Source organism: Cryobacterium sp. PH31-AA6 (assembly GCF_030063195.1).
GTDB lineage: Bacteria > Actinomycetota > Actinomycetes > Actinomycetales > Microbacteriaceae > Cryobacterium.
The window spans coordinates 43,001-64,566 of the sequence record NZ_JASISS010000007.1; the positions used below are offsets into that span (position 1 = coordinate 43,001).

Here is a 21,566-nt window from a genome sequence, read left to right on the forward strand (position 1 = left end):
TGTAACGGGCCATCCGGCGTTAACCGCCGTGCCGTCCCTAACCGAAGGGGTTGGTCGGTTTGAGCGTGATGGTGCTGCCCTTGGGCGCGGAGACGCCGGCGGCCGGGTCGGTGGACTGTACCTTGAGCAGGGCCGAGATGGCGTCGGCGCCCGGGTTATAGCTCAGTTTGAAGCCCAGATCGGTAAGTTTCTTCTTGCCGTCGTTCCAGGACATGCCGATCACATCGGGTACCTCAACGGGCTCTGGCCCGCGGGAGATCGTCAGGGTGTACGTGTCGCCGACGCGCACCGGCCCTTCGGCCGCGGGTGCGGCCGAGATGACCTTGCCCTCCGGAACCGTGTCGCTGTAGGTGTTCTCGCCCGGCTGGGCAACCAGGCCCTTGTCCTTGAGGGTGGCGGTGGCGTCGTCGACCGACTTGCCCGCCACGTCGGGGATGCCGCCGAGCGAGACGACCAGGTTCACCTTCATGCCCTCGAAGTAGTCGCCGCCCTGCGAAACGTCACCCGCGTCGCTCTCGCGGCTCGCCGAGATGACGGTGTCCGCGGCGACGTCGCCGTTGAAGATCGAATCGGTGGAGCCGACGGATGCCTTCAGGTCGGTGATCGCCTGGCCGGCGGCAGCCTGGGAGAGACCGGCGAGCACGGGCAGGGTGATCGGCTGGGGGCCCTGGGAGACCCGGAGGGTCACGGTGGCGCCCTTGTTGACGCGCGCCGTGGAGCCAGGATCGGTGCTCGCGACGAGGCCCGCCGCGATCGTGGTGCTGTACTGCGTGTCGAGTTTGGCTTCCAACCCCAGGTTGGCGAGTTGGGCGGTCGCCTCCGCCGGGGACACCGAGACCAGTTCCGGCACGATGACCTGCGAGCCGGGGCCCGTGCCGAAGTACCAGCCGGTTCCCCCGGCCAGGGCGGCCAGCAGCACGACGAGCGCGAACAGCCAGTAGCCCTTGCGCTTGCGCCTGCGGGCCTTCTCGGTGAGTACGGAGGCGTTGTCGGGTTCCTCAGGCGGCGTCGTGCCGGCTGCCGCCGTGGCAAGTGGCTGCGCGCCGAGGATCTGCGTTTCCGCGTCGGCCATGGCGTTCGGCAGCCCGGAGAGAACCATGGTGGGCTGCAGGCCGGTCCTGTCGACGGCGGCCGAGCGCACGAGCCTGTCCACGTCCTGGAGCTGGTCAAGCATGACCCTGGCGTCCCTGGGGCGCTTCTCCGGGTCGCGCGCGGTGGCCCAGCTGACGAGTTCGTCGAGTTCGGCCGGGATCGTGCTCACCCGGGCGCTCGGCATCGGCACGGTGTCGTTCGCGTGCTGGTAGGCGATCTGCATGGGAGCCTCGCCGACGTAGGGCTGCTCGCCGGTGAGCATCTCGTAGGTCATGATGCCCAGCGCGTAGATGTCGCTGCGCGCATCGGCGATCCCGCGGGTGACGAGCTCGGGGGAGAGGTAGGCGATTGTGCCGAGCAGCGCCTGCCCGGTCGCGGTGTTGTTGTTGACCGCGCGGGCCAGCCCGAAGTCGCCGATCTTGATCCGGCCGTCGTCGGCGAGCAGCACGTTCTCCGGCTTGAGGTCGCGGTGCACGATCCCGGCCTTGTGCGCGGCGGCGAGCCCCGACAGCACGGCCTCGAGGATGTCCATGGTTTGCTCGCTCGTGAGGCGGCCGTAGTCCTTGAGCAGGTCCCGCAGTGTGATCCCGGGCAGGTACTCCATCACGAGGTAGGCCATGTCGGCGTCCTGGCCCTGGTCGTAGACATTCACGACGTTCGGGTGGGCGAGCCGGGCGGCCGAACGGGCTTCCTGCACGAAACGGGCCTTGAAGGCGTTGTCGTCGGCGAGGTGGCCGTGCATGATCTTGATCGCGACCCGACGCTCGAGCCGCAGGTCGGTCGCGAGGTAGACGGTGGCCATGCCGCCGCGGGCAATCCGCGAGCGCACCTGATAGCGGCCGTCAATCAGACGGCCGATCATCGGATCGGCAGGGGTATCGCTCACCAGTCGAGTCTAGGGAAGGATGGGAGGTTCACCGTGACAGGACACCCGGAAGTCGGGGGATTCCCGGTCAGTCGAGCTCGGGGAGCCACGCCGCCGCAGAGGTCTCCCACTTGGCGTAGTGGTCGGGGAACGCCGAGATCTGCACGGCCTGGGCGGCCTGCGTCACGGTCATCTGCTCCCAGCCGGGAATGTCCAGCAGGCCGCGGGTGATTCCGGGGTTCGGGTTGCCGGGGCCGCCGAAGAACGCGCGGCTGGCGCGCAGGGGGTCGAGTACCTGCTCGGCCGAACCCCAGCCGGAGCTCGGCCGCTGCTGGAACAGACCGAGGGAATCCCGGTCCCCGTAGTGCACGTTGCGCAGCCCGGATTCCTGGGCGGCCGCGGCCAGGGCGATGACGAGCCCGGCATCGCCGACGCCGGCGGCGCGCCCCACGGAGACGATGATGCGCGCGTTCCGGCGCATCTCGTCGGTCAACGGGGTGACCGAGCCGGCGCTGACCACCGGCTCGATGAAGACCGCCGCGTCGAGGGGCGACGCGTCGATGGGTGCCGCCGACACCGACGAGACCTGGGAGATCGCGAGCGACGGAACGGCCAGGACCTGGCCGGGGTAGATGATGCTCGACCAGCCGAGCCCGTTGGCATCCAGCACGGACTGCACGGAGACCCCGGCGGCCGCCGCGATGGCCCCGATGGTGTCACCGGTGACGATGGTGTGGGTGCCTGCTGAGGCGGCGGCAGGCTGTGGGGCCGCCGCCGCGGGCGTGGCGGCCGGAGCGGCGGCGCCGGGAAGCACGATGGCCTGGCCGGGGAAGATGATGCTGTCGTGGGCGAGACCGTTTGCGCTCAGGATGGCTCCGACGCTCAGCCCGTGGGCTGAGGCGATGCCGCTGATGGTGTCGCCGGTGACGATCGTGTAACGGGTGATTTCCGCCGCGACCGGGGTCGGTGCGGCCACGGCAGGCGCGGTCCCGCCGGAGAGCGTGAGAGTCTGGCCGGGAAAGATCACGGCGGACCAGCCGAGCCCGTTCAGGGCGAGCACGGATGCCGTGGACAGGCCGAACCGGCCGGCCACCGCGCTGACGGTGTCGCCATCGACGACCGTGTACTGGGTCGGCGTTGCCTCGGCGCTCGCTCGCGCGACCTGGCCGCGGGCGGCGGTGGCGGGCGCCACGCCGGGCAGCGTACTTCGGCTCTTCAGGGGCTTCTTCGTGATGGTCGCGGCGTCCGCGGGAGAGGCCAGGTTCAGGGCGATGGCGATCGTGCTGATGAGAACGAGGGGAATCGTGGCCAGTCGGCCGAACGACCGGCGTTCCCCGGCCGGGTCACGGCTGTGCCGACCACCGTCTGCCGGTGGCTGGGTCTTGGTTCCGATTCTGGCTTTTGCCGGCATGGCGCTCCCCGTGCAGATTGCTTACGACTTCAGGCATCCAGCGGCTCACGCTGACACGCACAATGAACAAAGTCAACCAGTCGGTTCACTCTTACCGGTGCCAACACGCGGGAAACACGGGAAGGGGTTTGTCGAGGGCCGGGAATCATGGAATGCTGGAGAGGTGACCGACTCGTTTTCAGATCAACAATTTTCAGATCACCAGTGGCTGTCCATCCCCGACCTCGTCCAGCTCCTCGGCGTGAGCCAGAGCAGGGTTCGCCAGCTGATCGATGACAAGCAGCTGCTGGCCATCCGTCCCGGCGGCGGACCGCTCCAGGTTCCGGCCGCCTTCATCAGGGATGCCGCACCCGTTCCCGAGCTGCGTGGAACCCTCATCGTGCTTGCGGACGACGGTTTCACCGACGAGCAGGCGATGAGCTGGCTGCTCGAGGTGGACGACAGTCTGGGCGTTCCGCCCATCACCGCCCTGCTGGCCGGCCGCAAGGCCGAAGTGCGCCGGGTCGCGCAGGCGCTGGCCTGACCGGAATCTTCCGGCTCTGACCGAAGCCCCCGTCCTAGAAGACGCGGCGGGTGACGGTCTCGGCGAGCAGGCCGAGCGCGTCGGTTACCTCGGCGCCGATGGGCGACTCGGTCAGTGCGGCCAGGGCTTCGGCGACCTGGGACGCGATCAGGTCTTCGACGCGGAGCACGGCCCCGCTGTCCAGGATCAGCCGCTGCAGCCCGGTGATCTGTTCCGCGGTGAGCGACGGATCCCCGAGCAGCGCGTCGAGCTGGTCGCGGGCCTCGTCGCCGAGGGTCTCCCTGGCGAGGGCGACCAGCACCGTGCGCTTGCCCTCACGGAGGTCGTCGCCACTGGGCTTGCCCGTCACCGACGCGTCGCCAAACACGCCCAGGAGGTCGTCGCGCAACTGGTAGGCGATCCCGAGCGGCAGCCCGAAGGCCCGGAGGGCGTCGAGGTGCTCCGCACCGGCGCCCGCAAGGGCCGCCCCGATCACGAGCGGCGCCTGCACGCTGTACTTCGCCGACTTGTAGACGATCACCCGCATGGCACGGTCGAGCAGCTCGGATTCGGGCTGGGTGAGCCAGGCTCGTTCCTCCAGGATGTCCAGGTACTGACCGGCCGTGACCTCGGTGCGCATTCGGTTGAACTCGGCCCGGGCGGCGCGTGCCGCGCTCTGCTCCACACCGGCCAATCCCTCATCGAGGAGCTCGTCGCTCCAGCCGAGCAGCAGGTCGCCGAGCAGAATGGCAGCGGCGCGGCCGAATTCCGGGCGGTTTCCGGCCCAGCCGGCGGCGGTGTGCAGGGACTCGAAGAGCCGGTGGGCTGAGGCCTTGCCCCGCCGGGTGTCCGAGTTGTCGATGATGTCGTCGTGCACGAGCGCCGCGGCGTGGAAGATCTCCAGGGCCGCGGCGGCGGACACCACCGGGATCAGGCGCTCGGGAATCCCCGCGCCCGACGCCGGACCGTCAATCGGGTCGAGGCCGGGTTCGACTCCGCCCACACTCTGCCAACCCCACCAGCAGAACAGGGCCCGAAAACGCTTGCCACCGCTGAGAAACTGCCGTGAGAAGTCGACCAGTGGCGTAAGGTCCGGGCTGATAGTGGTCACAATTGGTTCACGGGCCTCGATGAATTCGTCGATGCGTGTATGAACCAGTTCGACCAGTTGATTGCTTTGAGCCACGTGCCTAGCCTAGCCATCCGTGCGGGGTTAGAATTGGGAGGCAAGCCGCCGGTCCCTAGTAGGAGGAATGAGATGCCGCTTTCGGAACAAGAGCAGCGACTCCTCGAAGAGATGGAGCGCGGTCTTTACCACAACGACGCCGACTTCGTGTCGACCGTTGGCGGTTCACCGCTCCGACCCAACTACCGCTCGATCGCGATCGGCGTTCTCGCCGCAGTCGCCGGCATCGGCGGATTGATCGCCGGTGTCGCGGTGCAGCAGCTCTGGATCGGCATCGTCGGATTCACCGTGATGTTCGCCGGCGTGCTCATCGCCACGACGCCGGGCAAGTCCGGACGCAAGATCGGCGGAGCACCCCTCGGTCGCCCCGCGCAGCGTTCCCAGGACAAGGGCTTCATGGACCGTCTCAACGAACGCTGGGATCGTCGGCAGGACGGCCAGTAACCACCGCCTGAGTCCCCGCCCGAGTCGTCGCCGACGCGGAGCTTGCGGAGCCTCCTGCCCCGCCCCCCTTCCGCCCCCTGACAGCGTCATTTCACCCGCAAACCGGGCCGATCATCCGATCGGCCCTTTTTTTGTGCCCGAAATCGACCGAGCTCGCCAATTGCGGTGATTCTCCCTCCACCACCGATGGCCAGTGAATTTGGGGGATTGGGGGGAATAAATCCCGAAAGGGGGTAAATATTCACTAGTTGGTGGGGCAAAGTGGAGTAAAGTGGAGCAACACCTGAACCTGGCCGGAAGGGGTGATGAATGTTCCTCGGGACCTATGCCCCCAAGCTCGACGAAAAAGGACGCGTCATCCTTCCCGCGAAATTCCGCGACGAGTTGTCGCCGGGAATCGTCATGACCCGTGGCCAGGAGAACTGCCTCTACGTCTTCACCACCCGTGAGTTCGAGGCATTCGCCGAGAAGATCGGCCAGGCGCCGCTCTCCGACAAGGCCGCCCGCAGCTACGCGCGGATGACCCTCTCCGGTGCCAGTGCCGAGACCCCCGACAAGCAGAACCGGGTGACCATTCCGGCCAACCTGCGCAGCTACGCCGGGCTGGACCGTGACCTCACCGTCATCGGCGCCGGAACCCGGGTCGAGATCTGGGACAGCGCGGCGTGGGAGCGCTACCTCGCCGAACAGGAAACCTCATTCGCAAACACTTCGGAGGAGGTGATTCCGGGACTCATTTAGCACCTGGCGCCTGACTCCCAGCCGTTCTCCCTGACACACTTCCCCGGTGCCAGGAAGGAATGGATGGGGATCAGGATCCAGGAACTACTCCCGGGAACAATATGGCCATCAACGACATCCACACCCCCGTCATGCTCGACCGATGCGTCGAACTGCTCGCCCCGGCACTCGAGCAGCCCGGCGCGGTGCTCGTCGATGCCACCCTCGGCATGGCAGGGCACGCGGAGGCCATCCTCCAGCGATTCCCCAACCTCGTGCTGGTCGGTCTCGACCGCGACCTCGAGGCCCTCGCCATCGCCGAGGAGCGGCTCAAACCGTTCCGCGACCGCGTACACCTCGTGCACACCGTCTACGACGGCATCCGTGAGGCCCTCGACGGTCTCGGCATCCGCGAGGTGAACGGGATCCTCTTCGACCTCGGCGTGTCGTCACTGCAGCTCGACCGGGTGGAGCGCGGCTTCTCCTATTCGAAGGACGCGCCCCTGGACATGCGGATGGACAACACCAGCGACCTCACCGCCGAGGTCATCCTCGCCACCTACAGCGAAGCGGACCTGCGCCGGATCTTCCGTGACTATGGCGAAGAAAAACTCGCCGCCCGCTACGCGAAGGCCATCGCCGAGTCCCGGGAGACGACGCCGATGACCCGGTCGGCCCAGTTGGTCCAGGTGATCACCGCGGTCACGCCGGTCGCCGTGCAGCGCACGGGGCACCCGGCGAAGAGGGTCTTCCAGGCGCTCCGGATCGAGGTCAACCAGGAACTGGCCGTTCTCGAACGCGCCATCCCGGCCGCGCTCGACGCGGTCACGGTCGGCGGGCGAATCGTCGTGATGGCCTACCAGTCACTCGAGGACCGGATCGTCAAGAAGCTCCTCGCCGCAGCGTCGGGCTCAACCGCCCCCGCCGGACTGCCGATCGAACTGCCCGAACACAAACCACTATTCAAATTGCTCATCAGAGGCGCTGAACTGGCCTCCGAAGAGGAAAAAGCGAGTAATCCGCGCGCGACGTCAGTCCGACTTCGCGCCGCCGAGCGACTGAGGAGAGCCGCATGAGTGACAATCTCGCACGCGTCCTGCGACCGAACTGGGACAACACCCCGGCTTCGGTCCCCGCGCACGACACCCGCCACATCGAGATCGTCGCGACCCGCGACCAGCGCCAGGCGCGGCCCCGGATCGTCTACGCCCTCTCCGCCGTCGCCGGCATGGCGACCATCGTCGTCATCCAGCTGCTGCTCAGCGTGGGGATCTCCCAGGGCGCCTACGAGGTGTCCCGGCTGGAAGCCAGCCAGGTCGAGCTCGGCCGCACCGCCGAGAGCGTGACCGAAGACCTCGTCCGGATCTCCTCACCACAGAGCCTGGCCGCGAACGCCGAGGCACTGGGCATGGTGAGCAATTCCAACCCCGTCTACCTTCGGCTGTCCGACGGCGCCGTGCTCGGGGCCCCTGCCTCGGCCAGCGGGAGTCAGGGCGGCGCGGCGAGTCTCGTGCCGAATGCGCTGCTCGCCGGCGTACCTTTGGTCACGCAGCTGCCCCAGGGCAGCGGGCAGGGAGCCAGCGTCGGGGGCTCAACGGCAGACACGTCGGCGAGGACCGCCGCCGTCACACCCAAGACAGCACCGAACGGGATCCCCACCCCGGCAACCCGCTAACTGCCCGGCAACCCGCTAACTCCTCAGCACCCGCCAACCCCGTGGCCCCGGCCGCAGTAAGGATCAGACGGTGGCGACGAACACCCGGTCAAGCAGGCGCCGCATCGCGGGGACGATGGTGGTCCTGTTCGCGATCATTGCGCTCTTCGTGGTCAAACTCGTCGACATCCAGGTCGTCCGCGCAGACACCCTGAGCGCCGAATCGCTCGGCAACCGGTCCGTCGAACAACCCGTATACGGCTCGCGCGGTGACATTCTCGACACCAACGGCGTCGTGCTGGCCGGAACGGTGATGCGCTACAACATCACCCTGTCGCCGCGGAACGCCGCGGAATTCGACCGCACCACCGCCGGGGGCGAGGTCACCGTGACGGTTGCCCAGGCCGCGGCAGAGGTCGGCGCGCTCACCGGCAAGACCGGCGACTCCATCCTCGCGATCATTTCGGCGGCCCTCGCCGAGGACAAGAACTCTGATTACGCGTTCGTCGCGAAGGCCGTCGACGTCGACGTCTTCCGTGCGGTCGACAAACTCGAAATCCCCTGGATCTACTTCGAGAAGAACCCGAGCCGGGTCTACCCGGACGGGGCCGTCGCCGGCAACCTGATCGGCTTCGTCTCGTCAGGGGGAGACGCCCAGGCCGGCCTCGAGCTGGGGCAGGATGCCTGCCTCGCCAGCACGAACGGTGTCGAGACCTATGAAAAGGGCGCCGACGGGGTTCGCCTGCCGCAGAGTACCGTCACCACCAGCCAGGCCGAGGACGGCGGCGACGTCGTCACCACCATCGACTCCGACCTCAACTGGTACGTGCAGCAGGTGCTCGCCAAGCAGGCCCAGGCCACCGGTGCCGCCTGGGGCACCGTCGTCGTGCAGGAGGTCAAGACGGGCAAGCTCGTGGCCGTGGCTGACTACCCGTCGGTCGACCCCAACAACGTCGGCGGGACAGCGAACCCCGAGGACCGCGGTTCGCGGGCCTTCACGGCCTCCTTCGAACCGGGGTCAACCTTCAAGGCGCTCACCGCGGCATCCGTGCTCGACGCCGGCCTCGCCACGCCCGACAGTAAGATCGTGGCGCCCTACCGGTACCTGCCGCCGAACGGGGCCAACGTCAACGACAGCTCGGGCCACGCCGACCTGAACCTGACCCTCACCGGCGTGCTGATCGAATCCTCCAACACCGGAATGTCGAAGTTCGGCGAGCTGCTCAGCGACCAGCAGCGGTATGACTACATGACCGCATTCGGCCTGGGCAGGCCCACCGAGGTGCAGTTCCCCGCCGAGGACAGCGGCATCCTGCACGACTGGCAGAACTGGGACAACCAGACGAAATACGCCACCATGTTCGGCCAGGGGCTGACCACCACCGCTCTGCAGGTTTCCAGCATCTACCAGGCCATTGCCAACAACGGCGTGCGGCTCCCCGTGCAACTGGTCGAGGGCTGCCGCCAGGCGGACGGCACCATGAGCGAGGTGCCGGCAACCGCCGGAACCCAAATCGTTTCGGCCTCGGCCGCCCGCGAAACCGCGGACATGCTGGAGATGGTGTACCAGAAGGCATGGTTGTCGACGAAGTGGAACATCCCCGGCTACCGGGTCGCGGCCAAGACGGGCACCGCACAGATGCCGGACGGCCACGGCGGCTACACCCACGGCTACCTGGTCTCGGTTTCCGGCTTCGCTCCGGCGGACGATCCTGAGTACGTCGTTTCGGTCAGCCTCGCAGATCCTGTTAAACTGAACTCTTCTGCGGCATCTGCTCCGATCTTCCAAGAGGTCATGAGCCAGGTGCTGAAGAAGTACCGGGCAGTCCCATCGGGCGCCGCCGCGCCTGCGCTTCCCGGCACCTGGTAAGAAAGCGACCCCGTGACCGAATTGGCACCCTCGGCTCTCCGCCCCCAGCATCCGGTCCCGCGATCGTTGTCCGGCCTGGTAGATGAGTTTGAACTCTTCCTGCGCGGAGACAGTGACGGCCTGGAGGTGACCGGTGTGAGCCTGAGCTCACGCACGGTCCAACCCGGAGACCTGTACGTCGGAGTCCCCGGGAGGGCCAGCCACGGCGCGGCCTTCGCCGCAGCGGCAAGGGATGCCGGCGCCGTCGCTATCCTGACCGACGAGGCCGGTGCGCTCCTCGCCGCCGGTAGCGGCCTGCCCGTGCTGGTCACCCCGGATGCCCGTGCCGCCCTCGGCGCCGTCGCCGCGTGGATCTACCGCACCGACGAGAACCCCGCGACCCTCTTCGGCGTCACCGGCACCAACGGCAAGACCAGCGTCGTCTACCTGCTCTTCGCCATCCTGAACCAGCTCGGCGTCGTGTCCGGGCTCACCTCGACCGCGGAGCGCCGGATCGGCGACCTCGCCGTCGTCAGCGCGCTGACCACGCCAGAAGCCACCGAACTGCACGCTCTCCTGGCCCGCATGCGCGAGGCCGAGGTGCGCGCCGTCGCGATCGAGGTCTCCGCCCAGGCGCTGACCCGCCACCGGGTCGACGGGCTCGTCTTCGATGTTGCCGGTTTCACGAACCTCAGTCACGACCACCTCGACGACTATGCCGGGCTGGACGAGTACTTCCAGGCCAAGCTCGAGCTCTTCCAGCCCGACCGCTCCCGCCGCGGCGTCGTCACCGTCGACTCGGACTGGGGCCGCCGTATCGTCGACGAGTGCCGCATCCCGGTGACGACCCTGAGCAGCCGGCCGGACGTCGAGGCCGACTGGCACATGACCATCGTCGACGAATCCGCGTTCTACACCGAGTTCCTGCTGGAGGGGCCGGAGGGCCGCCGCCTGCAGACCAGGGTGCCTCTTCTCGGCTGGTTCATGGCCGCCAATGCTGCCCTCGCCATCCTGCTCCTGGTCGAATCCGGCTACGACCTCGAGGCGATTGCGCACACCCTCGACCGCGACGGCGGGATCGATGTCTACATTCCCGGTCGGGCCGAGCGCATCTCCGCCGACCGTGGGCCGCTCGTCTACATTGACTACGGTCACAGCCCCGACGCCTTCCTCAACACGCTCGCCGCGATCCGCAAGTTCACCCCCGGGCGCGTGATCATGGTCTTCGGCGCCGACGGCGACCGTGACACCACGAAACGAGCGGATATGGGGGCCATCGCCGCGAGGGGCGCGGATGTCGTGGTTGTCACCGACTTCCACCCGAGGTTCGAGGACCCGGCCGCCATTCGCGCGACACTCCTCGCCGCGGCACGGGAGGCGGTTCCGACCGGAGAATTCTACGAGGTCCCCGATCCCCGCACAGCCTTCCGCAAGGCGGTCTCCCTCGCCGAGGAAGGCGACGCGATCCTGTACGCCGGCCCCGGCCACGAGAACTACCACGAGGTCGCCGGAGTGAAAATTCCCTATTCCGCCCGGGATGACTCCCGCCTGGCGCTGCGCGAAGCGGGGTGGTTGTAAATGATCGCGCTCAGCCTCAGCCAGATCGCCCAGGCAGTCGGCGGAGAGCTCCACCTGCACGGGAGCAGCCTCACGGCGGACTCCCTGGTCGACGGCGCCGTCAATACCGACTCTCGTGAGATCGGGGCAGGGGCGATCTTCGTCGCCAAGCCGGGTGACGTCACCGACGGGCACCTCTTCGCGCCCGCGGCGGTCGAGCGCGGTGCCGTTCTCCTCATCGTGGAGCGCGTGCTCGACCTTCCCGTCGCCCAGATCGTGGTTCCCGACGCGGTCACCGCCCTCGGCGACCTGGCGACCGACGTCGTCGCGAGGGTCAGGGCGGCCGGCAACCTCAAGATCATCGGCATCACCGGCTCCAACGGCAAGACGACCACCAAAAACCTGCTCCGGGCCGTGCTGAACCGGGTCGGCCCGACCATCGCCGCCCGGGAATCCTTCAACAACGAGGTCGGCGCGCCGCTCACGATGCTCGGCCTCACCCTCGACAGCCGCTTCCTGGTCGCCGAGATGGGGGCAAGTGCCGTCGGCGAGATCGCCAGGCTCGTGCGGATGGCCAGGCCGGACATCGGAATCGTCCTCAAGGTCGGCCTCGCCCACGCCGGTGAATTCGGCGGCATCGACGCGACCGTGCGCGCCAAAACCGAGATGGTCACCGACCTGCTCGAGACGGACGTGGCCGTGCTCAACGCCGACGACCCCCGCGTGGCCGGCATGGCCGCGCACACCAGCGCGCAGGTCACCTGGTTCGGCCAGCACGGCACGGACGGCGTGCGCGCCACCGACGTCGTCGTCTCCGCCGAAGGCACCGCGTTCCGGCTGCACCTGGCATCGGGGGACAGCCGCCCGGTGGCCTTCCGGGTGCTCGGCGAGCACCACGTGATGAACGCGCTGGCGGCCGCGGCCGCCGCCGAGCTTCTCGGCGTCGACATCGACCTGATCGTGTCGGCCCTCGAATCGGTGCACACCGCCGAACGCTGGCGGATGGAGGTCATGGGCGGCCGAGACGGCGTCACCATCATCAACGACGCCTACAACGCGAGCCCCGACTCGATGACCGCCGCGCTGAAGACCCTCGCGCAGATCCGCCGACCCGACCAGCGCACCATTGCCGTGCTCGGTGAAATGAGCGAACTCGGCGAACTGGCCGGGGAAGAGCACGACCGGGTCGGGCTTCTCGCCGTTCGCCTGAACATCTCCCAACTCATCGTGGTGGGGCGCCCCGCCAGGCGGATGCACATCAGCACGATCAACGAGGGGTCGTGGGACGGCGAATCGGAGTTCGTCGAGTCAGCCGACGACGCCTTCACCCTGCTCTGCGCCACCGTGCGACCGGGGGATATCGTGCTGGTCAAATCGTCGAATTCGGCCGGACTTCGATTCCTCGGCGACAGACTAGGGGAGTTCTTCTCGTGATTGCACTGCTGAGCGCCGGAGCCATGTCGCTCGTCTTCACCCTGGCCTTCACCCCGTTGTTCATCCGGCTGTTCAAGAAGCTCGGCTGGGGACAGTTCATCCGCGACGACGGTCCGCAGAGCCACCACGCCAAGCGCGGCACCGCCACGATGGGCGGCATCATCATCATCGTCGGCACGCTGGTCAGCTACTTCCTGGCCATGTTCATCGACCAACGGAGGATTCCGGCCTCCGCGCTGCTCGTCTTGTTCATGATGGTGGGCCTCGGTCTGGTCGGTTTCCTCGACGACTTCCTCAAGACACGGAACCAGCGCAGCCTCGGCCTCGGCGGCTGGGCCAAGATCGCCGGCCAGGTCATCGTTGCCGGCACGTTCGCCTACCTCTCCCTCCAGTTCCCGAACCGGCACGGTCTGACCCCCGCCTCGACCCGGATCTCGTTCATCAGGGACCTGCCGATCGATTTCATGCAGCTGGGCACCGTGGTCGGGATCACCGTCTTCATCATCTGGATCTGCCTGATCGTCGCGGCGACCTCGAACGGCGTGAACGTGACGGACGGCCTCGACGGGCTCGCCACCGGTTCCTCAATCCTCGCGATCGGCTCCTTCATCGTGATCGGATTCTGGCAGTCAAACCAGGCCAGGTTCGGCGGGGCAGAGCTCGCCGATGTCTACCGCTCGTATGACACCAGGGACCCGCTCGACCTGGCGATTGTTTCTGCTGCCATCGTCGGCGGGTTGATCGGCTTCCTGTGGTGGAACACCTCGCCGGCGAAGATCTTCCTCGGCGACACCGGTTCGCTCGCGATCGGCGGCGCCCTTGCCGCCCTCGCGATCCTCAGCCGCACGGAACTCCTGCTCGTGCTCCTCGGCGGCATCTTCGTGATCGAAACCGGCTCCGTCATCGTGCAGCGCGCCTACTTCAAGGTCACCCGCGGCAAGCGCATCTTCCTGATGAGCCCCATCCACCACCACTTCGAGCTCAAGGGCTGGGCCGAGGTCACCGTGGTCGTGCGGTTCTGGATCATCGGTGGTCTGCTCGTGGCGGCCGGCGTCGGCACGTTCTACCTCGAATGGCTGTCGGCGGTGCCCAATTGAGCCGTCTTGACGAACTGACCAGCTGGCACGCCGACTGGCAAGGCCTGCGCGTTGCGGTCCTCGGACTCGGCGTCACCGGATTCGCCGCCGCGGACACCCTGGCCGAATTGGGCGCCGACGTGCTCGTCGTGGCCGGCTCCGCACCAGAAGACCGCGCCCGGCTGCTCGGCGTCATCGGGGCGCGTCTGGTGCAGGCCGACCTGGCCGCCGACCCCGTGGCGATCGGCGACCTGGTCGAGCACCGACCGGAACTGCTGATCGTGTCGCCCGGCTTCCACCCCGACCATCCACTCCTGCTCTGGGCGGCACGAAACGAGATCCCGGTCTGGGGCGACATCGAACTCGCCTGGCGGCTGCGCGACAAGGTCGGTACCCCGGCCGAGTGGATCCTCGTCACCGGCACCAACGGCAAAACGACGACCGTGCAGCTGACCGCGACCATGCTCGCCGCCGCCGGCCTCCGGGTTGCCCCATGCGGCAACATCGGCGTGCCCGTGCTCGACGCCGTACGCGACCCGCAGGGCTGGGACGTGCTCGTCGTCGAACTGTCCAGCTACCAGCTGCACCACCTTCCGCGGACCGGCCCCGGAGCCCTCGTGCCCTGGGCGAGCGTCTGCCTCAACATCGCCGACGACCACCTCGACTGGCACGGGTCGGCGGAGGCCTACCGCGACGCCAAGGCCACCGTCTACGCGAACACGCGGGTGGCCTGCGTCTACAACAAGGCCGACGCAGCCACGATGCGGATGGTCGAGGAAGCCGAGGTGCAGGACGGCGCCCGGGCGATCGGATTCGGCCTGGGCGTGCCCGGCCCGAGCGACTTCGGCATCGTCGACGGCATTCTCTGCGACCGGGCCTTCCACGAGGACCGTTTCGAGACGGCGGTTGAAATCAGCACGGTTGCCGAGCTCAGGGCACACGGACTCGGCGCCCACCACCTCATCGCCGACATCCTCGCCGCCGCCGCGCTCGCTCGATCCTTCGGCGTGCTGCCCGCGGTCATCCACGACGCCCTCGAGGGCTTCCGTCTCGACGCGCACCGGATCGAGATCGTCGCCGAGGCCGCCGGAATCCGCTGGATCGACGATTCGAAGGCCACCAACCCGCACGCCGCCGACGCTTCCCTCGCGGCGTTCGAATCGGTGGTCTGGCTGGTCGGCGGTCTGCTCAAGGGTGTCGACATCGACCAGCTGGTCGCCGGCCACGTCGCCCACCTCCGCGGCGCCATCATCATCGGCACCGACCGGGAGGCACTGCGGGAGGCATTCCGGCGACACGCGCCCCGGCTGCGCGTCTTCGAGATCACGACACAGGACACTGGTCAGGTGATGCCGGACGCCGTGCGACTGGCCGCCGAGGTGGCCGAACTCGGCGACGTCGTGCTACTCGCCCCGGCGGCGGCATCGATGGACCAGTTCACCGACTACGCCCAGCGCGGCCGGTTGTTCGCAGAAGCCGTACGGGACTATTTGGGAGGTGAGGCGGGTGACGAATCCGCCTCGGCTCCGCGGGCCTAGGCCGGTCGCACCCTCGGCGGCCGAACCCGGCCAGGGTTCAGAAGGCCAGGGTTCAGAAGGCCAGGGTTCAGAAGGCCAGGGTTCAGAAGGCCAGGGTTCATCGGCCCGGATCCACCTCGGCCGGGTCTTCAAGGCCGAGTCGCCGAGCTACTTCCTGCTGTTGGGCACGACGCTGTTCCTGGTCGTCTTCGGGCTCGTCATGGTGCTCTCGTCCTCGTCGGTCGACTCCTACCTCGAGAACACCGGCTTCTTCGGCACCGTGCTGCGCCAGGGCGGGTTCGCCCTGATCGGGGTGCCCCTGCTGCTCGTCGTCAGTCGGCTGCCGCTGAAATTCTGGCAGCGGGTCGCCTGGCCGATGCTCGTGATCTCCGGCCTGATGCAGTGCCTGGTCGTCTTCACGCCGCTGGGCATCACCGTGGCCGGGAACACGAACTGGCTGTCCCTCGGCGGAATCCAGTTCCAGCCGTCCGAGGCGATCAAGCTGGCGCTCGTGGTCTGGCTGGGCATGATCCTGTCCCAGAAGAAGGACCGGCTCGACGACTGGCGGCACGTGTACATCCCGGTGTTCGGGGTCGGCGGCGGTGCCGTGCTCCTGGTGATGATCGGCGGTGACCTCGGCACCGTGATGATCATGGCTGGGATCCTCTTCGGCGCCCTCTTCTACGCCGGGGTGCGCCTGCGGATGCTGGCCCTCCCGCTCGGAGTGGGTGCGCTCCTGGCCGTGCTCGTCGCGATCTCGAGCTCGAACCGGATGACCCGGATCATGAGCTTCCTCGGCACCGGTTGCGACGCCGCGGACGGCACTATTTCGGCGGCCTGCTGGCAGCCGCTGCACGGCACCTGGGCCCTGGCCAACGGCGGGATCTTCGGCGTCGGCCTCGGCAACTCCAAGGCGAAATGGTCCTGGCTGCCCGCAGCCGACAACGACTACATCTTCGCGATCATCGGCGAGGAGCTCGGCCTGATCGGGGCCATCGTCGTCCTGTGCATGTTCATCCTGCTGGCCTTCGCGTTCATCCGGATCATGCACACCAGCCAGACCCTGCAGGCCAGGGTCTCCACGGCGGCCGTCATGGTCTGGGTGATCGGCCAGGCGATGGTGAACATCGGCGTCGTGCTCGGCGTCTTCCCGGTCCTGGGCGTCCCGCTACCCCTCGTCTCAGCCGGCGGCACGGCGTTACTGTCGACCCTCGTCGCGATCGGGATCGTGCTCTCGTTCGCCCGCGGTGAACACGAGCATGCCGCAGCCCACATCGAAGAGAACGAGTGATCCGGTGACCACCTATCTGCTCGCCGGCGGCGGTACAGCCGGCCACGTCAATCCGCTGCTCGCGGTCGCGGACACGATCAGGAGTCGGGAGCCCGACGCCGTCGTGATCGTGCTCGGAACCAGCGAGGGCCTCGAGTCCAGGCTGGTCCCGGCCCGCGGCTACGAGCTCGTGATCGTGCCGCGGCTGCCGTTCCCTCGACGCCCTAACCGGCAGGCCCTGACCTTTTTCGGCCGCCTGAACCGCGCCGTCGGCACCCTGACCGACCTGATCCGCGCCCGCGAGGTCGACGTGGTCGTCGGGTTCGGCGGCTACGTCTCCACCCCCGCCTACCTGGCCGCACGCCGGGCCGGCGTGCCGATCGTGATCCACGAGGCCAACTTCAGGGCGGGACTGGCCAACCGGCTCGGAGCCTGGTTCACCCGCTTCGTCGGCGTGGCCTTCCGCGGCACCCGGATCCGCAACGCCCAGGTCGTCGGCATGCCGCTGCGCCCGGAGATCGAGAACCTCGACCGGGGCGCATCACGCGTGGAGGCGCTGGAGTTCTTCGGCCTTGATGCGGCCAGGCCCACCCTCCTCGTCACCGGCGGTTCGCTCGGCGCCCGGCGGTTGAACAACACGGTCGTCCAGACGGCACCCGCGCTGATCGAGGCAGGCTGGCAGCTGCTTCACATCACGGGGGAGAAGTCCGAGGTGAGCGACCCGGGACTGGAGCACTACCGGATGATCGCCTACTGCGACCGGATGGACCTCGCCCTGTCGGCGGCGGACTTCGCGATCTCGCGGGCCGGGGCGGGCACGGTCTGCGAGCTCAGCGCCCTGGGGGTCCCCGCGGTCTACGTCCCCTACCCGGTCGGCAACGGGGAGCAGCGTTTCAACGCGGCCGACGTCGTCAAGGCCGGGGGAGGGATCCTCGTCGACGACGCGGATTTCGTCCCCGAGTGGGTGCGGGGAGAGCTGCTGACCGTCCTGACGGACCGCGCGCGAGTCGCGCGGATGGGCGTCGCCGCGGCATCCGTCGGCGGCAGGGACGGATCGGCCAGGATGGTCGACTTCATCCACTCCGCCCTCCACTGAACCGCAGTCAATCCGGCATTCGGCGGCGGTGGCGCGTAACGTAGTTCCCGCACACCGAGCATTTGTCTCCAACCGAGAAGAGCGCAGCAATCGTGATCAAGCCCGACCTGAACCTCACCATTCCCCAGGACCTCGGCACGGTGCACTTCGTGGGCATCGGCGGGTCGGGGATGAGCGGGATCGCACGCCTGTTCATCGACGCGGGCCACACCGTGACCGGGTCGGATGTCCGCGAGTCGGCCAACGTCCTCGCCCTGCGTGCCCTGGGCGCGCGCATCGCTATCGGCCATGCCGCCGAGAACGTCGGTGCAGCGGACAGTCTGGTGGTCACCGGGGCGCTCTGGCAGGACAACCCCGAGTACGTGCTGGCCAGGGAACGCGGGCTCCCGGTGCTGCACCGGTCGCAGGCCCTCGCCTGGCTGGTCCAGAAGCACCGCCTGGTCGCCGTCGCCGGCGCGCACGGCAAGACCACCTCCACCGGCATGATCGTGACCGGGCTGCTCGGCATCGGCCGGCACCCCAGCTTCGTCAACGGCGGAGTGATCGAATCGCTCGGCGTGTCGGCGGCCAGCGGCACCGACGACCTCTTCGTCGTCGAGGCGGACGAATCGGACGGGTCATTCCTGCTCTACAACACGGGCGTCGCCCTCGTCACCAACGTCGACCCTGATCACCTCGACCACTACGGTTCCCTCGAGGCGTTCGAGGCCGCCTTCGTGGAATTCGCCCAGAATGCGACGGACTTCGTCGTCATCTCCTCGGACGATGACGGGGCCGTCAGCGTCACCGGCAAGCTCGAGGGCAAGCGGATCATCACCTTCGGCGAGGCCGCGGATGCCGACGTCCGGGTGCACTCCATGGTCACCGACGGTCCGGTGAGTTTCGGCGTGGCCTGGGACGGGTTGGACTACTTCACCGCGCTCCGGATCCCCGGACGCCACAATGCCGTCAACGCGGCAGGCGCCTTCGCGGTGCTCGTCGGCCTGGGCTTCGAGCCGGCGGCCTCCCTCGCGGCAATCTCCGAGTTCGGCGGCACCGAACGCCGCTTCGAACTGCACGGCACCGTCAACGGAGTCAGCGTCTACGACGACTACGCGCACCACCCCACCGAGGTGGCGGCGGCACTCGCCGCCGCACGCACCGTGGTCGGTGAGGGACGCATCATCGCCGTGCACCAGCCGCACCTGTACAGCCGCACCCGCCTGTTCGCCCGCGAATTCGCCGACACCCTCGAGAAGTTCGCCGACCAGACCGTCGTGCTCGGCGTCTACGGGGCGCGTGAAGACCCCGAGCCGGGAGTCACCGGCGCGCTCGTCTCCGAGAAATTCCAGGATCCCTCCCACGTGGCCTACGTACCGGACTGGCAGGAAGCGGCCGACTACGTGGCCTCGATCGCACGAGACGGCGACTTCGTCGTCACCCTCGGCTGCGGTGACGTGTACCGCATCGTTCCCCAGCTGCTCGGCTCGCTCGAAGCGGCCCGCGGATGACCCGCACGTCGGCATGAGGCGTCCCCAGGGCTTCGACCAGCCGACGGCCCCGACACCGGAATCCGCCGGTTCGTCGGCAAAGTCGGCAAAGCCGGCGGGCCGCGGCGGGCGCCGCTCGGCCAGGTCGGCCGCTCCCACCCGTGGACCTGACGACACCTCGACTGAGCCGATCGCGCTGCCCACGGCCGTTCAGACGGCCACCACCAGCACCATCGCACCGGTCCGGCCGCTGCGACCTCCGCGCCAGGCGCCGGCCACCCCCGACACTCCGGCCACCGCCGACACTCCGGCCACGGCGACGCCGCTCACCCCGGCCGGCGCACGTCGGAAGTTCCGCGCCGCCCGCCGCGCCCGCAAGCTTTACGAGCGCGAGGAGGTGCGCCGGTTCACCTGGCGGTCACGCCGTCGGCGCAACATCTGGTTCGCCTCCCTCGGAGTGGCGGCGACCCTGGCCGCGTTCGTCCTGGTCGGCGTGTATTCGCCCCTGATGGCGTTGAAGACCATCGAGGTCGTCGGCGCCAGCCGTGTTCCGGCCGATCAGATCCAGGCCGCGCTCGGCGAACAATTGGGCACTCCGCTTCCGCTCGTCGATTTCTCCCTGGTCAAAACTGAACTCTCGCAGTTCACCCTGATTCGCAGCTACGTCACCGAGAGCCGACCCCCGGGAACCCTGGTGGTGCGGATCATCGAACGTGAGCCGATCGGCGCCGTCGTCACCCCGGCCGGCTTCGACCTGGTCGACGCGGCCGGCGTCGTCATCCAGAGTGGAGCCGAACGCCCGGCGGGGTACGCCACGATCCAGGCGCGGGCCGGAGCCGGGAGCCCGGGCTTCCGGGCCGCCGCGGCCGTCGTCACCGCGCTGCCGGAGGGCATCCGCAGTCAGCTGGACACCGTGACCGCGGCCACGGTGGACGACGTCACCCTCACCCTGGTCGGGGGCGCGCGCGTCGTCTGGGGCAGCGCAGAGAAATCGGATTACAAGGCCGTGGTGCTGGCGGCGCTGGTCGTCAGCCACCCGGTCGGCAGCGTCGGCGAATACGACGTGTCCTCGCCGGACAGCGCCGTTCTGCGCTGACTTTTCGCGACACGCGGGCGCGCCTCCCCGAACGGCGGGAACTGGCGCATAACTTCGAAATCAGGAATTGCATACTCAGCATAACTTTAAACTTCGAGTAAAGGTTTAGAGTTCCACCGGAGGCCGGACGTGTCAACAACAAATCAGAATTACCTCGCAGTCATCAAGGTTGTTGGAATCGGTGGCGGCGGTGTCAACGCCGTCAACCGCATGATCGAGCTTGGCCTCCGTGGGGTCGAGTTCATCGCCATTAATACGGACGCCCAGGCACTGCTGATGAGCGACGCCGACGTCAAGCTCGACGTCGGTCGCGACCTCACCCGCGGGCTCGGCGCCGGAGCGGACCCCGAGGTCGGCCGCCGTGCCGCCGAGGATCACGCCGAGGAGATCGAAGAGGCCCTGGCCGGCGCGGACATGGTCTTCGTCACTGCGGGCGAGGGCGGTGGAACCGGAACCGGCGGCGCCCCCGTCGTGGCCCGGATCGCCAAGTCGATCGGCGCGCTCACCATCGGTGTCGTCACCAAGCCCTTCGGTTTCGAGGGCAAGCGTCGCCAGGCCCAGGCCGAGGCCGGCGTGGCGTCGCTCAAGAACGAGGTCGACACCCTCATCGTCGTCCCGAACGATCGTCTGCTGGAAATCAGCGACCGCGGGATCAGCATGCTCGAGGCGTTCGCGACCGCTGACCAGGTTCTCCTCGCCGGCGTTCAGGGCATCACCGACCTGATCACCACTCCCGGCCTGATCAACCTCGACTTCGCCGACGTCAAGTCGGTCATGCAGGGTGCCGGCTCGGCTCTGATGGGCATCGGTTCCTCCCGCGGTGCCGACCGCGCCATCAAGGCCGCGGAGCTCGCGGTGGCCTCCCCGCTCCTGGAAGCCTCGATCGACGGCGCACACGGCGTGCTGCTCTCGATCCAGGGCGGCTCCAACCTGGGCATCTTCGAGATCAACGATGCCGCCCGGCTTGTGCAGGAAGCTGTGCACCCCGAGGCCAACATCATCTTCGGTGCGGTCATCGACGACACCCTCGGTGACGAGGTGCGGGTCACCGTCATCGCCGCGGGCTTCGACGGCGGCGAACCGGGCGCCAAGGCGGTCGAGGTCCGCCGCGCGGACCTCGTTGCCGCCGGCGTTGCGGCCGGCGTGTCCGGGGCGGCCGGCGGGGCATCCATCGGCAGTGACTCGGGTCAGTACGAGGTCGGTGACGCAGCCGGATCCTCTGTCTGGTCCGGCGTCGAGCCCGGCGCAGCCGTGGCCGACCCGGCGTTCGAGGAGGACCCGGACGACCTGGACATCCCCGACTTCCTCAAGTAAGTCGACTGCAGAGC

The 21,566-nt window shown here is 68.2% G+C and carries 18 protein-coding genes; 15 read left to right on the plus strand and 3 right to left on the minus strand.

The features are described 5' to 3' along the window. Nucleotides 1-37: 37 nt before the first annotated feature. Both pknB and QMG61_RS07360 read right to left on the minus strand, forming a co-directional pair. Nucleotides 38-1,978 carry a Stk1 family PASTA domain-containing Ser/Thr kinase gene (pknB, locus tag QMG61_RS07355; protein ID WP_283493690.1) on the minus strand — a complete coding sequence of 647 codons (1,941 nt, stop codon included), beginning with the start codon at nt 1,976-1,978 and terminating at the stop codon, nt 38-40. 67 nt (nt 1,979-2,045) lie between these two features. Beyond that, nucleotides 2,046-3,368: a LysM peptidoglycan-binding domain-containing protein gene (locus QMG61_RS07360; protein ID WP_283493691.1), complete on the minus strand. Its 1,323-nt coding sequence runs from the start codon at nt 3,366-3,368 to the stop codon at nt 2,046-2,048. A gap of 163 nt (nt 3,369-3,531) precedes the next feature. Here QMG61_RS07360 and QMG61_RS07365 point away from each other — a divergent pair, with 163 nt between their 5' ends. After that, nucleotides 3,532-3,891, plus strand: coding sequence for an Rv2175c family DNA-binding protein (locus QMG61_RS07365; RefSeq protein ID WP_283493692.1), 360 nt, complete (start codon nt 3,532-3,534; stop codon nt 3,889-3,891). Between the two features lie 34 nt (nt 3,892-3,925). Here QMG61_RS07365 and QMG61_RS07370 read toward each other — a convergent pair whose 3' ends face one another. Then, nucleotides 3,926-5,056 (minus strand): polyprenyl synthetase family protein, encoded by a 1,131-nt coding sequence (locus QMG61_RS07370; protein ID WP_283493693.1) that lies wholly within the window; start codon nt 5,054-5,056, stop codon nt 3,926-3,928. A 72-nt stretch (nt 5,057-5,128) separates the two neighbouring features. On the opposite strand from QMG61_RS07370, the gene QMG61_RS07375 reads away from it, so the two are divergent. The 14 genes from QMG61_RS07375 (at nt 5,129) to ftsZ (ending at nt 21,552) form a co-directional block, all read left to right on the plus strand. Then, nucleotides 5,129-5,500, plus strand: coding sequence for an SCO2097 family morphological protein (locus QMG61_RS07375; protein WP_283493694.1), 372 nt, complete (start codon nt 5,129-5,131; stop codon nt 5,498-5,500). Nucleotides 5,501-5,809: 309 nt separating this feature from the next. Next, a complete protein-coding gene (gene mraZ / locus QMG61_RS07380) occupies nt 5,810-6,241 on the plus strand; it encodes a division/cell wall cluster transcriptional repressor MraZ (RefSeq protein ID WP_283493695.1) in 432 nt (143 codons plus the stop codon). A gap of 101 nt (nt 6,242-6,342) precedes the next feature. Further along, complete coding sequence (gene rsmH, locus QMG61_RS07385) at nt 6,343-7,296, plus strand: 16S rRNA (cytosine(1402)-N(4))-methyltransferase RsmH (protein ID WP_283493696.1); 954 nt, start codon at nt 6,343-6,345, stop codon at nt 7,294-7,296. Then, nucleotides 7,293-7,895 (plus strand): cell division protein FtsL, encoded by a 603-nt coding sequence (gene ftsL, locus QMG61_RS07390; protein WP_283493697.1) that lies wholly within the window; start codon nt 7,293-7,295, stop codon nt 7,893-7,895. The genes rsmH and ftsL overlap by 4 nt, the downstream gene beginning before the upstream one ends. Before the next feature lie 70 nt (nt 7,896-7,965). Next, nucleotides 7,966-9,744 (plus strand): peptidoglycan D,D-transpeptidase FtsI family protein, encoded by a 1,779-nt coding sequence (locus tag QMG61_RS07395; protein WP_283493698.1) that lies wholly within the window; start codon nt 7,966-7,968, stop codon nt 9,742-9,744. A gap of 12 nt (nt 9,745-9,756) precedes the next feature. Then, nucleotides 9,757-11,301 (plus strand): Mur ligase family protein, encoded by a 1,545-nt coding sequence (locus QMG61_RS07400; RefSeq protein ID WP_283493699.1) that lies wholly within the window; start codon nt 9,757-9,759, stop codon nt 11,299-11,301. Beyond that, a complete protein-coding gene (locus QMG61_RS07405; RefSeq protein WP_283493700.1) occupies nt 11,302-12,714 on the plus strand; it encodes a UDP-N-acetylmuramoyl-tripeptide--D-alanyl-D-alanine ligase in 1,413 nt (470 codons plus the stop codon). It begins immediately after the preceding gene. Then, nucleotides 12,711-13,811, plus strand: a complete 1,101-nt coding sequence (gene mraY, locus QMG61_RS07410; RefSeq protein WP_283493701.1) for a phospho-N-acetylmuramoyl-pentapeptide-transferase — start codon at nt 12,711-12,713, stop codon at nt 13,809-13,811. Before QMG61_RS07405 ends, mraY begins: the two co-directional genes overlap by 4 nt. Then, nucleotides 13,787-15,328, plus strand: a complete 1,542-nt coding sequence (gene murD, locus QMG61_RS07415; protein ID WP_502847017.1) for a UDP-N-acetylmuramoyl-L-alanine--D-glutamate ligase — start codon at nt 13,787-13,789, stop codon at nt 15,326-15,328. Before mraY ends, murD begins: the two co-directional genes overlap by 25 nt. After that, complete coding sequence (gene ftsW / locus QMG61_RS07420) at nt 15,297-16,598, plus strand: putative lipid II flippase FtsW (protein ID WP_283493703.1); 1,302 nt, start codon at nt 15,297-15,299, stop codon at nt 16,596-16,598. Before murD ends, ftsW begins: the two co-directional genes overlap by 32 nt. A 4-nt stretch (nt 16,599-16,602) precedes the next feature. Then, complete coding sequence (locus QMG61_RS07425) at nt 16,603-17,673, plus strand: UDP-N-acetylglucosamine--N-acetylmuramyl-(pentapeptide) pyrophosphoryl-undecaprenol N-acetylglucosamine transferase (protein ID WP_283493704.1); 1,071 nt, start codon at nt 16,603-16,605, stop codon at nt 17,671-17,673. A 92-nt stretch (nt 17,674-17,765) separates the two neighbouring features. Continuing rightward, nucleotides 17,766-19,163: a UDP-N-acetylmuramate--L-alanine ligase gene (murC, locus tag QMG61_RS07430; protein WP_283493705.1), complete on the plus strand. Its 1,398-nt coding sequence runs from the start codon at nt 17,766-17,768 to the stop codon at nt 19,161-19,163. Between the two features lie 13 nt (nt 19,164-19,176). After that, nucleotides 19,177-20,238 carry a cell division protein FtsQ/DivIB gene (locus QMG61_RS07435; protein ID WP_283493706.1) on the plus strand — a complete coding sequence of 354 codons (1,062 nt, stop codon included), beginning with the start codon at nt 19,177-19,179 and terminating at the stop codon, nt 20,236-20,238. 129 nt (nt 20,239-20,367) lie between these two features. Further along, complete coding sequence (gene ftsZ / locus QMG61_RS07440; RefSeq protein WP_283493707.1) at nt 20,368-21,552, plus strand: cell division protein FtsZ; 1,185 nt, start codon at nt 20,368-20,370, stop codon at nt 21,550-21,552. Nucleotides 21,553-21,566 lie beyond the last annotated feature (14 nt).